The organism is Caldibacillus sp. 210928-DFI.2.18, assembly GCF_020554505.1.
Lineage (GTDB): Bacteria > Bacillota > Bacilli > Bacillales > Caldibacillaceae > Caldifermentibacillus > Caldifermentibacillus hisashii.
This window is the reverse complement of sequence record NZ_JAJCHL010000045.1, coordinates 1-13,734: the sequence shown is the minus strand read 5'-3', so window position 1 is coordinate 13,734 and position 13,734 is coordinate 1. Positions and strand designations below refer to the sequence as shown.

At 32.7% G+C, this 13,734-nt stretch carries 10 protein-coding genes; 9 read left to right on the top strand and 1 reads right to left on the bottom strand.

Translation table 11 applies throughout. The annotated features are described in order from the left end of the window. The first annotated feature begins 518 nt into the window (after positions 1–518). From LIZ98_RS10590 to LIZ98_RS10555, 8 genes are all read left to right on the top strand, one after another. Entirely contained in the window at positions 519–1,583 is a 1,065-nt protein-coding gene (locus tag LIZ98_RS10590) for a glycosyltransferase family 4 protein (protein ID WP_041845551.1), read from the top strand. Between the two features lie 51 nt (positions 1,584–1,634). Next, complete coding sequence (locus LIZ98_RS10585) at positions 1,635–3,125, top strand: oligosaccharide flippase family protein (protein WP_227139611.1); 1,491 nt, start codon at positions 1,635–1,637, stop codon at positions 3,123–3,125. 53 nt (positions 3,126–3,178) lie between these two features. Beyond that, positions 3,179–4,537 carry a DUF6056 family protein gene (locus LIZ98_RS10580; protein ID WP_227139612.1) on the top strand — a complete coding sequence of 453 codons (1,359 nt, stop codon included), beginning with the start codon at positions 3,179–3,181 and terminating at the stop codon, positions 4,535–4,537. Between the two features lie 102 nt (positions 4,538–4,639). Continuing rightward, positions 4,640–7,210 carry a YfhO family protein gene (locus LIZ98_RS10575; protein WP_227139613.1) on the top strand — a complete coding sequence of 857 codons (2,571 nt, stop codon included), beginning with the start codon at positions 4,640–4,642 and terminating at the stop codon, positions 7,208–7,210. A 49-nt stretch (positions 7,211–7,259) separates the two neighbouring features. Then, positions 7,260–8,240 (top strand): glycosyltransferase family 2 protein, encoded by a 981-nt coding sequence (locus tag LIZ98_RS10570; protein WP_095142014.1) that lies wholly within the window; start codon positions 7,260–7,262, stop codon positions 8,238–8,240. A gap of 13 nt (positions 8,241–8,253) precedes the next feature. After that, on the top strand, positions 8,254–8,661 hold the full coding sequence (locus LIZ98_RS10565; protein WP_095142015.1) for a GtrA family protein: 408 nt from the start codon (positions 8,254–8,256) through the stop codon (positions 8,659–8,661). 350 nt (positions 8,662–9,011) lie between these two features. Beyond that, on the top strand, positions 9,012–9,326 hold the full coding sequence (locus tag LIZ98_RS10560) for a hypothetical protein (RefSeq protein WP_227139614.1): 315 nt from the start codon (positions 9,012–9,014) through the stop codon (positions 9,324–9,326). Next, on the top strand, positions 9,319–10,890 hold the full coding sequence (locus LIZ98_RS10555) for an LTA synthase family protein (RefSeq protein WP_227139615.1): 1,572 nt from the start codon (positions 9,319–9,321) through the stop codon (positions 10,888–10,890). The genes LIZ98_RS10560 and LIZ98_RS10555 overlap by 8 nt, the downstream gene beginning before the upstream one ends. A gap of 89 nt (positions 10,891–10,979) precedes the next feature. Here the strand turns inward: LIZ98_RS10555 and LIZ98_RS10550 are convergent, their stop codons facing one another. Beyond that, positions 10,980–12,002 carry an LCP family protein gene (locus LIZ98_RS10550; protein ID WP_227139616.1) on the bottom strand — a complete coding sequence of 341 codons (1,023 nt, stop codon included), beginning with the start codon at positions 12,000–12,002 and terminating at the stop codon, positions 10,980–10,982. 563 nt (positions 12,003–12,565) lie between these two features. Between LIZ98_RS10550 and LIZ98_RS10545 the strand changes: the two genes are divergently transcribed. Beyond that, positions 12,566–13,567, top strand: a complete 1,002-nt coding sequence (locus LIZ98_RS10545; RefSeq protein WP_227139617.1) for an LCP family glycopolymer transferase — start codon at positions 12,566–12,568, stop codon at positions 13,565–13,567. Positions 13,568–13,734 lie beyond the last annotated feature (167 nt).

Here is a 13,734-nt window from a genome sequence, read left to right as displayed (position 1 = left end):
ACTAAATGAAGTAAGATTCTCTGTTTGAATATGAATTAACAAAGAACTAACCAATAATCTCTAAAAACGAGGCAAGTGGAGAAAATTTTTCGTTTTTCTCCACTTGCCTTTTTATTTTCCTGTGTTTTTTTGGTTGCTGAGTGATGTCTGTTACTCTTAGTATGTTGTGACTAAAACCAAAAATTTCATACTCGATAGGAACATTATCGTATCCCCACATTGAAAAGTATATTGAATTAAAGGACTGTGTGCACTTTACGCGAACAAGCACGTCACAGAAATATTTTCTTATTTTCACTCCGAAAGAAAGGAAAATTAAAAGTACCATTTTTATAAGAGTAGAATTGAATTATAACGAAAAAAATTATATAGTAACTAAAGGGTAGAGGAATCAAATTAAGAAAAATTGTTTTTAGTTTTATTATGATGAAGAAGAAATGAACATGAAATCATAAATAAATAAATTAAATGAGATTAAGAAAGATATTCCTTTTTAAGAATAGGAGCGATGCAAAAATATGAAAATAAACTTTTGTTTACCGGGACCGAGTAAAATTCCAATCGGGGGTTATAAAATCGTTTTTGAATATGCAAACAGATTGGTTGAAAAGGGCCATGAGGTTGGAATTGTCTTTGACTGTAAACAGTTATATACAGGGTATCATTTCCCAGAGTTTTTAAGAAGGATATTAAGTTACTATGCGGTTAAGACAAATCCAAGGTGGTTTCTTCTTAATAAAAAGGTAAAAAAAATATATGCAAATGGAATACTTGATCATGAAGTGCCGGATGCTGATATAGTTATTGCAACAGCAATTCTAACTGTTCATGATGTCCATCAACTTTCATCCAAAAAAGGGAAAAAGGTATATTTTATCCAGGACTTTGAGAATTGGGGATATACGGACGAAGAAGTATATGAAACCTATGGGTTAAACATGAAAAATATTGTGATAGCAAAGTGGCTAAAAGAAATTGTCGACAAACATAGTCATTCGGAAAGTGTATATATACCGAATGGCATCGACCTTACCATTTATGGTATTGATATTCCGATAACCGAAAGAAATCCTTATTCCATATCAATGATGTATAGAAAAGAAGTGCATAAGGGTACAAAATATGGATTAGAAGCGATTAACCGAATTAAAGAGCTATATCCAAATGTTGAAGTAAGGCTATTTGGTGTCCCGGATCGTCCTGAGGAATTGCCTGATTGGATTGAATACACAACAAAGGCCACACAATCACAATTAAGAACCATTTATAACCATTCAGCAATTTATTTAACTCCAAGTGTTATTGAAGGGTTTGGACTAACGGGAGCAGAGAGTATGGCCTGTGGCTGTGCCTTAGTATCGACTGCTTATCAGGGAGTTTTTGAATATGCAGAAAATAATAAAAATGCTTTGATTTCACCAGTAAAAGATGTTGATGCATTAGTGAATAATATAGAAAGACTTTTTAACGATAATGAATTACGTATTAAGATGGCAACTAAGGGAAATACGGATATTAAAAAGTTATCTTGGGAAAATTCCGTCAACCTTTTTGAAAAGACACTTGAGGGACTATTTAATTAAGATTCATTTTTAAGGCTTTAAAAGAGACTAACAGCGTAAGGAGAATATAGATTGGATAAAGTAGATTATTCTTCTCAGAAAAAATTTATTATTGACATTCTATCCTATTTACCGGCTAAAATTATTCCGATTTTAATTTCTTTCTTATGGTCGTATATATTTACAAGAATTTTTTCACCTGAAGAATATGGATTGTATGGGTTAGTTTTGTCAGTTACATTAACAGCCATTTCTGTTTTAACAGAATGGATCGGACAGCCTGTCGGAAGATTTTATTCAGATTACTTTGAGCGGAAGGAACTTCATCTGTATAATTATGCAATTAAAACTTCGATCAAAGTACAAACGTATTTAATCATTATTGCGTCTATAATTTCATTGGGATATACAGCTATTTTTGTGCCTGAAAATACAATGTTGGTATTTACAGCAATTGTAAACATAGTTTTAAATTCATTTTACTCGCTCCTGTTACCTATGATTCCTGCCAGTTTAAATACAAAATTATACCGTATCTTAGAAATTGGCAGACCTGCTATTAGGTTGGTAATAGCTCTGCTCATTGTTGTTTCTATTGAAAAGAATATTTTAGCATTAATCTGGGCTGAGTCTATTTCAAATCTGTTCTTTTTATTGCTTATGATGAAGCCGATTCAAAAACTATTGTTTACAGACTTGAAGACAGATGTAGCTGACTTATCTAAGGGTAAAGAGACCTTTATAAAGTTTTTGAAATTTGGTATCCCAATGGCAATTTGGTTTTTTTGTTCACAATTTATTAGTCTTGGCAGTCGGTTTGTTATCGAAATTTATCGGGATTCTTTTGAGGTTGGATTATATACAGCCAATTTCCAATTAATCAATGGAATTTCAGGACTAATCAGTGCGCCCATTACATTAGCTGCTTTCCCGCTAATAATGAAACTTTGGGCACTAAATGAAAAGGATAAAATTGTACCAACACTTGAAAATATGACAAGAATCTATGGTATTATTGGGATTGGTATTATTGGTGGAACAGCATTAATAGCTTATGAACTTGTTAAAATAGCACTAGACCCTCAATATATTGATGGATATAAGATAATGTTGCCGTTAGTTATGGGCTTTGTTCTTTGGAATGCCTCGATTCTCGGTCATAAAGGCATGGAACTGATGGAATCAACTATGACTATGGTCATTGCAATAACCATAACGGCTATCGTAAATGTAATTCTAAACTTTATTTTTGTAGGGAAATTTGGGTATGTTGCATCAGCATGGGTAACTTTTGCCAGTTACTTCATTTATACCGCGATTATTTATTTTAAATCTGAGCGCTTTATTAAATGGAGAATACCAAAAATATTAATTGTCTATACCTTTTACATGCTTATTGTCGTTTTACTGTTAAAATATCTGTTCACCATTTTTACCATTCATTCAGTTATCATGAGCTTGATTATCAAAGGATCTATTTTCAGTATTCTTTATTTTGGACCAGTTGCATATTATGATTTAAAATTAAAAAATAAAAAGGTAAAAATTTCTGCTAATAGGTAATCGAAGGAATTGGTGAAATATAATGACTTATCTAGGAGGGATCAGGTAGAGATATGTCTAGTTACATAGGTAAAATAAAGACAAAGTACCCAAGTGCCATTAACTATACCGTGTTAATTTTAGTGCTTTATTTTATTCATTTCTTAGTTGAATTAGCAAGTGATGATTTTTGGTTTTCCGAAGTCTCCTCGAAATATGGATTAATTGAATATATTATTAGTCGTTATCAAGGATGGACAGGTCGTGTTTTCCCTGAGTTTCTTTTATATACGATGCTCGATGAACTGGTATGGTTATGGAGAATAATTAATCCGTTGATTATTATTCTGCTATCGTATGGTTTGGTTAGGATACTCAAAAGAAAAGTTGAATTTAAAGATGTATTGCTTGCTTTGGTTACTTTAGGATTTTTTAGTCCATCTATTCTTAGTAATGGTTTTTTTTGGATTACGGGAACTTTTAACTATTCATGGCCAATTGCTTTTGGATTAATAAGCATGATTCCTTATGCTGATATCATTCTGAGAAATGAAACTCCAAATGTAAGAATGTATCCATTTTATTTTTTATTCGGAATCTTAGCCTCGATTAGTCAAGAGCAAGTGGCTCTTTGTATTTCAACTTTTTCTATTTTAGCACTCGGTAGTTTAATCTATAACAAAATTAAAATAGATAAAAAAATGTTACTGTTAACTGGAACCATAATTGTTGGGACTTTTATTTTGATACTTGCACCAGGAAATGGAGTTAGGTGGCAAATAGAGGTTGATCATTGGTATCCTCAATTCGATGAGATGAGTGTATTGGCCAAAATTTTTCTAGGGATGATTTGGCTATTTGAAAAGCTCTTCATAGAAATGAAAGCATTAGTTTTTTTATTATCAATTATCACTATCATATCCTGTATTAAAAAAGAAACAATCAATCAGTCTTGGTATTTTAAATTTTTTGTTCTTTTAGTATTAAGTATCACAGGAGTAAACCTTCTGGGTATCGGACAAAATTACGTTTATGACTTTCAATCAATAGCAAATATTGTTATCAATAAAACAGGGACAATACAAGATATGATAAAAAGCGTTCTTCCTTATTTATTTTGGATAATATGGGCATTATTATTATTGATAGTTAGTATTAAAAATACAAATCATAAATTTTTTGTGTTATTTAGTTATTTAGCAGCAATTAGTACTTTAGTCATAATCTTTTTTTCACCTACAATTTATGCATCAGGAAATCGTGTATTAACTGTCTGTTCAGTAATTCTTGCATTAATTGTTTTAAATTTAATTACTAAAGAAAATATAATTCCAAATAATAGGTTTGCCTTATATATTTATGCAGTAATACCATTCCTGAACATTATTAGAATTCTTCATATCTGGGTTGTTCAGGGGTTCCAATTGTTGTAAAAACAGTGTAATTATAAACGAAAATGACACTTAATGCCTGAGTTTTTGTTGAAGAACTTTAATTTAAGAAGAGATTTAATTTTGAAGGGTTCGAGGTAAAACATGTTTAATAAACAAGTCAAGAATTATCTGCTTTATACTATTGCATTTCTTACTCCTTTACTGATAATGGGTTTGGTCTTTGTAGTTTATCATGTGTATCCTTTTGGAAGTCATTCAATGCTAATGACTGACCAATTCGCACAGTATATTCAATTCTACAATCATTTATATGATGTGTTAAAAGGTAACGGAAGTCTTCTATATACATGGGAATCTGGTCTGGGATTAAATTTTTGGGGTACGTTTGCATATTATTTGTCAAGTCCAATTTCGTTAGTAATTCTTTTTTTTGACCGTGATAATTTACCTGAAGCATTTATTTTTATGACATTAATTAAAATAGGCTTATCTGGATTGATGATGTCCCTCTATTTGACAAAAACACATAGGTCAAACATGATGAATACAATTTTATTTTCGACAATGTACGCTCTATGTAGTTTTGCTGTTGGTTATTTCTTTAATATAATGTGGCAAGATGCAGTATATCTATTGCCGTTGGTTCTTCTTGGAGTAGAAGGCCTATTACAGAAAAAATACAAACTATTAATTATCAGCCTTTCTATACTTTTTATTTCAAATTTTTATACTGCTTATATGGTGGGGATATTTACATTTCTATATTTCTCTATAAGGTGGTTGCTTGTCAATCGATTTAATTTAAAAACTTTTATAAAGGACTTTTTTGTATTTATGCTGTGTGCCGCATTGGCCGCAGGAATTTCTGCCTTTATTACTCTACCAACTTTCTTTCAATTAGGATCTAACGATTACCAACCATTTAAATGGAATACTTTTTTTAACATAGATATTAGGTTTACAGAGCTGTTTGCTAAATTCTTTAATAGTAGTGAAAACTTATTGTTTAAACCAAATGTTTATACAGGGATATTAACATTACTACTTTTCCCATTATTTTTCCTAAATAAAAAGATACAATTAAAGGAAAAATTTTTGTATTTCTTTTTTATGTTATTTTTGATAATCAGTTTACAAGTGCATGGTTTAAATATGATTTGGCATGTTTTTCAAGAACCATCCGGTTTTCAACAACGATTTGCGTTTCTTGTATCGTTCCTGCTTGTTTTTCTGGCCTGTAGAGCTTTAAATACTTTTGATGAAGGACAATTATCTAATTTGATTAAAGTGGCAATTACTGAAATTATTATTTTGGTGTTGTTGCCTGAACTTGTTCCTGATTTATTGTCTTTAAAAGCTGCTTTATTTAATATCATTTTGATTGTTATTTTTACAACAATTCTTTATGCAAAAGTTTTTGTTGGGTACCGAAAGGTTGTAAATATAATATTAATTTTTTTTGTGCTTTTTGATTTGAGCATGAATACTTATAATCATATAAAAACCTTGAATAGTTATACTGAGTATAACTATTCAAGGAATCAATATAATGTTCAGGTTACTGGATATGATGATGTAATCAATAGCCTTGTTAAAGAAGATAAAGGGTTTTATAGAGTCAATTCGTTGATTAAATTAACATTAAATGATGGGCTACGTTTTAACTATAAAGGAATGGACATTTTTAATACATTAGCAAATGGTGAATTGCATGATTTTATGAATAAATTAGGGTATAGTACAACTCTTGGAGCTCGATCGCTTGCCCAAAGCAATGGTATATTAACATCGGATGCATTACTTGGATTTAAGTATGTAGTTACTAGTGAGCCAATAAATATACACGGATTTAAATTGATAAAAAGCACTGGAGAAACGAAATTATATGAAAATCAAAATTATTTACCAATTGGTTTTATGATGGAAAAGTCTCAAGTTGAGTTTAGTAATTATGATGATAATCCATTTGAAAATCAAAATAAATTTCTTGGTGGAGAAGCTAGCTACTTTACAGAGATTAAACCAGTACAAGTGAAATATAATAACCTAGTTGTTACAGAAAATGGTACAGTGATCCATGTGAAAAAAGGGAATCCCGATCAGGAAGCTTCTATTGAAATGATTTTTAACATTCAAGGGGATAAACAATTATATACATTGTTAAATGCAGGAAAAGGATATCCGGGTTACGGGGAAACTTCAATTTATGTAAATGGAAAGTCTCTTGGAATATATCCAACATTTCATAATGACAGAGTTTTGGACTTAGGTGGATTTTCAAATGAAGAGGTTGCTATAAAAATTGAGTTTTCTGTTACGGAAACAAATCTAGTTCAACATTATTTTTACACTTTAGATATACCATCTTTTGAAAAAAGGATTAGCGAAATAAAGGAAACGGCGTTTAATTTGAAGAAATATAACGATATATCTTTAGCAGGAAAGATTAAAACTGATAAAATGGGCACACTTTTCTTCTCTATACCTTATGATGAAGGGTGGAGTGCGAAGGTAGATGGTAAAGAAACAAAAATAACTAAGTTGGGTGGATTCATTGGCTTAGATATTGATAAAGGTGAACATAACGTTACATTAAGTTACTTACCAAAGGGCTTTTTACTAGGTTGTATAATTTCATTAACAAGTTTGGTTATTTCTATACTTCTTATAGTATTTAGAAAAAACCCAAGTAAGCATTCGGAAGGGTTATGATTTGTAGTTTAATTGTAATAATGGACTTGGAAAAAGGAGGCTTCAAGCTGTGAAAAAACTAACGATCCTCGTCCCGGCATACAATGAAGAAGAAGTGTTGGATCAACTTTATGATCGATTGAAGGGTGTAATGAATGGTCTTCCGGACTACCAGTTTGAAATCTTATTTGTCAATGACGGCAGTAAGGACCAAACTTTATCGATCATAAAAAACTTAAGGGCAAAAGATACCCGTATTTCCTATGTGAATTTATCCAGAAATTTTGGGAAAGAAATTGCAATGATTGCCGGGCTCGACTATGCAACAGGTGATGCTGTGATTATCATTGATGCCGACCTGCAAGACCCGCCGGAGTTAATTCCGGAAATGATTAAATATTGGGAAATGGGTTATGATGACGTTTTTGCAAAAAGACGATCGAGAGCGGGAGAGACGTGGCTGAAGAAATGGACTTCTGCTACATACTATAAAATTTTGCAAAAAATGACGAGGATTCCAATTCAGGAAAACACCGGTGATTTTCGGTTGTTGGATCGTCGTTGTGTCGAAGCATTAAAACAGTTAAGGGAAACTCAAAGATATACAAAAGGGATGTTCAGCTGGATCGGTTATAATAAAAAAGAAATCCTTTTTGACCGGGATCCGAGAGCAGCAGGCGAAACAAAATGGAACTATGCAAAATTAGTAGATCTGGCTATTGAAGGAATTACCTCCTTCACAACAGCTCCTCTGCGTTGGTCAGCGTTTTTTGGTATTATAATATCAGCCTTTGCTTTTGCGTTTATGATTTGGATTATAATTAAAACACTGCTCTTTGGAGAACCGGTTGCCGGATATCCATCACTAATGACAGTTATTTTATTTTTAGGCGGAATACAATTGTTATCACTTGGTATTATCGGTGAGTATTTAGGAAGAATTTTTAACGAATCAAAGCACCGACCACTTTATTTTGTTGATGAGTATAATGAAGAAAAGGAATTAAACCAGAAGCCAAAAGATCAAGAAAAAACATACATTCATCAGTAAGTAGGGAAAAATCATGAGGTTAAATAAGGAGATAATTAGCTATCTTATCTTTGGAGTTTTGACAACACTTGTAAACATCGTTACGTTTTGGTTGTTTGATGACATTCTTGAAATGGACTACAAACTGGCTACTACGATTGCTTGGATCGTATCAGTTTTGTTTGCCTTCATAACCAATAAATTATATGTTTTCAACAGTAAAGACATGCAGATCCAAGCGGTCCTCAAGGAGTTAGCATCATTTATGTTTTTTAGATTTCTTTCGTATCTTTTAGATTTGGCGACGATGATTGTATGTGTTGAACTTTTAAAAATAGACAACCTTTTGGCGAAAATTCTCGCCAATGTGTTGGTTGTTATATTTAATTATTTCGCGAGTAAGTTTGTTATTTTTAAAAAGGCAAAAGAAGAAGGAAACTAAAGAAGCTTTTCATTCGACAATGAAAAAGATAATCTCAAGAATGCTGTCACAATGTCATTCTTGGGGTTTTTTTAATAGAGTGATTTTATGACACGTGTCTTTTTTACAAAGTTATTAATATTATATTACAAATATTTCTCTTGGGATTTTAATGGGAATATGGGATAATAAATTGTAAATGGAGTAAATGTATTATGAACAAGCTATTTACGAAGTCTAAAAAAGATTACGTAAGAATAAATTTTTGTAAAAAATTAAAGTCCTTTCATTAAAATTATTCGCCTTATTTTACCAACTGATCACGAATCGTTGGTAATTACAGAATATGACTAACAGGTAGGTGGAAAATGGTGAGTTTTAATGAAATTATGTCACTGGTTATGCCTTCTCTCGTTGCATTACTGTTTTATTCAAAATTATCTGGAAAATCTTTAAGTTTGTTTGAAGCGGTTACCCATTTTGCCTTATTTTCCCTTATTACCAATTGTGTAATGTATGGAATATTGATTTACTTTTTAAAAACGGATTCCTTTGTTTATACAAGTTTATTTACATTTAAATATACTTTGATGGCTTTGGTTATTTCTCTTTTACTTGTTGTCTCTTACCGATTTATTGAATTAAATGTGAAGCTGAAATTGCAAGTGGAGCGGGAAAATGGATAATAAACGTCATTTGAAAAAGGGAGTATTAGCCATAGTCATCATTGTAATCGCTTCAGTTATATTATCTTTTTCCTTGTATATTAGAAATTATTTTTCTGATCAAACGGTAGATGAAATGGTATTTTATCTTTTTAATGGGGTGGGAGGTACATCAAAAGATGTAATATTAACAGGCATTAAAAAAAGCTTGTTCCCGTTTTTCATGATTTTATTGGCTTTACTACTTCCAATATGTCGGTTCAAAGATCGAATCAACATGATAGAAATGAATGTTAACCGTAAAAAGTTACATTTTTCAATTTTTCCAAATAAAACTCTATATAAATATCGTTTCTCCTATTCGGTTATTGTTTTGGTATTATCCCTGTTTGCCGGTTATCATTTAATTGGTGTCAAACAATATGTTGCCAGTTTAACAGATTACTCGACATTTATAGAAGAAAACTATGCAGATGGGGCAGATGTCAACTTAACTTTTCCTGAGCAAAAGAGAAATTTGATCATTTTATATATGGAATCGATGGAAAACTCATTTATATCAAAAGAAAATGGCGGCGGTTGGGAGTACCCTGTTATTCCGGAATTAGAAAATTTGGCCTTGGAACATATTAACTTTTCGAACACTGAGAAAATAGGTGGAGCTTACCAAGTAGAAGGGACCGGGTGGACAGTAGCCGGAATTGTTTCGACGACTTCCGGACTGCCTTTAAAAATTCCCATTAACGGAAATGAATATACATCTTCGGATCAATTCTTGGCCGGTGCGTATGCATTAGGTGATGTACTGAAAGAGGCCGGGTATAATTTGGAGTTTATGGCAGGATCCGATGCAAATTTTGGCGGTCGAAGCAATTATTTTAAAAAACATGGGGACTATAAAATCTTTGATGTAAATACGGCCATCGAAAAAGGGAAGATGGCTGAAAGTGACCGCGTTTGGTGGGGCTTTGACGACACACATCTTTTTACTTGGGCAAAGGAAGAAATTACCGAACTGGCAGAGCAAGATAAACCTTTCAATTTTACCTTTTTGACGGCAAATACGCATTTTCAGGACGGATATTTAGAAGAAGGGGCAGAAGAGATATACGGAACGCAATATGAAAATGTATATGCTTATTCATCCAAACAAGTTGCAGAATTTGTTGAATGGTTACAACAACAGCCGTTTTATGAAAATACCACTTTAGTCATATTAGGTGACCATTTAAGTATGCAAGATCCAAAATTTTTTGAAGAACACTTATCGGATGAATATGAACGGACTATCTATAATGTGTTCATTAATTCTGTGGCCACTCCTCTTCAAGAAAAAAATAGAACATTTACTTCTCTTGATGTGTATCCGACGATTTTAGCAAGTATCGGTGTGCAAATTGAGGGTGACCGGCTGGGTCTAGGAACCAATTTATTTTCTGGAGAAAAAACAATAACAGAAGAACATAAATTTAATTTTGTAAATGAGGAGCTGGCAAAAAAATCCAATTTTTATAACAGTAATATATTAAGGGATGATTACTTGCATTTGTTAGAGCAAACTGAAGAGACTAACCAAGAGAGCTAAATAATCGTAAACGTCTTGGTTAAATATAAAATGGGAATCCAAATGTCGTGTTTTCGACTTCAGGATTCCCAAAAATTTTGCCGCCAATTTTAATTTTGATCGGAACTAATATTGTCATCATTAATCGCTGTTTTACTGTTATCCAATTCCAAATGATTAACCAGCAGCTGTTTCGTCTCTTCTAAAGATTCCTCGTCCAATTTGTAATAATATGTTTTTCCTGGTTTATAGTCGGATCCTTTTAATGTCAGTGATTCAATCGCTAAATTTTTATCATTAAGTCCATAGGAAGCTAAACCACGCATTTCCCCAAAGGTCATATTAGTTTTCATATTATTTCCAACTGCTTCGATGACATCATCATATTTAGTAATTGAACCTACAGAAACAGCCTTTTTAATGATAGCCTTAATAATTTCCTGCTGACGTTTCCCTCTTTCGATATCGTTGTCCAATTTCCTGGTTCGAGCGAGAGCAAGTGCCTCTTCACCATTTAATTTTTGAACACCGGGTTTAAGAAAAATTAATGATTTTTCTTTGGAATCGAGTTCGGCAAATTCATACGGAACATCAACCGTTATACCACCTAATGCGTCGACAATTTCGATGAATGCCTCGAAATTGATACTAACGTAATAGTCAATCGGTACTTCTAATAAATTTTCTACCGTTTCGATTGTTGCTTTGGCTCCACCCTTTGAATGGGCGTGGTTTATTTTTGTTTTTTCACCAATTGCAGGCACATAAACATAGGTATCCCTTGGAATACTTAATAACTTTACACTATTTTCATGCTTGTTTAATGTTGCCAACATTAGTGTGTCAGATAAATTATTCCCTCTCTCTTTTCTTGCCTCACTTGAGTCTACACCGATAATAAGAATAGAAATATTATCTTTTGTTGGATCGACAATTTTTTCCCGTAAATCGGATTTATCTCTACCAATATCTTCAAAGGAGTCGGAAATAGCCGAATGTGCTTTCCAGTATAAAAACCCTCCGTATGATAATATTGATACAAGTATGATTAAGAAAGGTAATAAAATAACTAGTCGCTTTCGTTTTTTTCTTTTTGTTTTTCGGTATAACCGTGTATTTCCTTTATTATCCATATAAATTCCCCTTATTTTAAACAATATTAAATTCTATTCTAAGCCTTACTTCATATTTTACCAAAAAACATAAAAAAGAAAACGCTTATTTGTAAGGGAATATGGAATTTAACTGAAAAAGTCGAAATTACAACTCTGCCAGATTTGGAAAAAATAAATGCTTAAAATTTTTGGCGAAAAAGTGTATAATTAATCGTAAATTGTCAAAAAAATAGTATTCAATCAGACCAAATTTTGATAAATTAATAATTGTTTAATAGAAGAATTGCCAAGATAATTTTTGCATTTTTAAAAGAAGATAGCCGGATTGAAGAATATAAGTGCTTTCGGGGTATTCTCAATTTTGTGTGGTAGTATAACATAGATAGTTTATTTAAGGGGGCTTGACATGGAGCCTCGGCGGGTGTGGTTCTCCTGCCGAGAAGCCAGATGTCACAACATCGGCACCGCCAAACAAGGCTACCATACACGCTACTCCATATAAAGCCCCAAAACCTATAAACCCATTGGTAAGTGCGATGAACCAGCTTTCGTAGATAAACTGTAAAAAAGGATGATGATAAATGGTACAAGAAACTAGAGTGAAAACAAAAAAGCATAAAAGAAAATTACGGAAATGGCCTAAAGTAGTAGGTACTCTACTGTTAATAATGATTATAAGTGTAGTAGGTTATGTATACAGTATTTATGGACATGCAAAGGAAACGGTCGATAAAAAGATGTCAAAGAATATTGAATCGATTGATACATCTGAAGTAAAGGAAAAACTGGATAGTAATGAATTGTTAAATATTTTATTGCTTGGTGTTGATGAACGTGCGGAAGACGGCGGGCGTTCTGATTCCATCATGGTCCTTTCATTAAATCCGAAGCAAGAGAAAACTACAATTGTAAGTATTCCCCGGGATACATTAGCTAAGATTGCCGGAAAAGGGATCGAAACGAAAATTAACCACGCTTATGCATATGGTGGAGTAGATATGTCTGTGGCGACAGTTGAAAACCTTCTTGATATCGATCTTGACTATTATGTTGAATTGAACATGGAAGGACTGGCGGATTTAATTGATGCCATAGGCGGTGTTACTGTAAATAATGAACTAGAATGGGTGGACGAAGGTTTTTATAAACCGGGATACCACTGGAAAGAAGGGGAGATTAAACTGGATGGAGCTAAGGCACTCGGTTACGTCCGAATGCGGCATCTTGATCCACAAGGTGACTTTGGTCGGACAGAGCGTCAACGGAAAGTTATTCATGCCATCATTGATAAAGGGAAAAGTATGGGAACTGTAACCAAATTAAATGATGTGATTGATGTTCTGGGTGATAATTTGCAAACCAACATGAGTTTTAACGATATGAAATCACTTTTATTGGGCTATATGGATGTAACGAAAAATATAGAAAGCTATATGCTCCAAGGAGAAAACGCAACAATCAAAGGTGTTTATTATTATGAAATACCGGATGAAGAATTAGATAAAGTTCATAATATGTTACTTGGTATTGATACAACCGATACTGCCTCGGCAACGGATGGGAAAAATGAGGATGCAGAATAAAGCTATGATAAGTTGCCAGGTGTTAGGAATAAAACCAATATGCTTCAGCAACGGATGGGAAAAGTGAGGATGCAGAATAAAGCTATGATAAGTTGCCTGGAGTTGGGAATCTAACCAATATGCTTCAGCAACGGATGGGAAAAGTGAGGATGCAGAATAAAGCTATG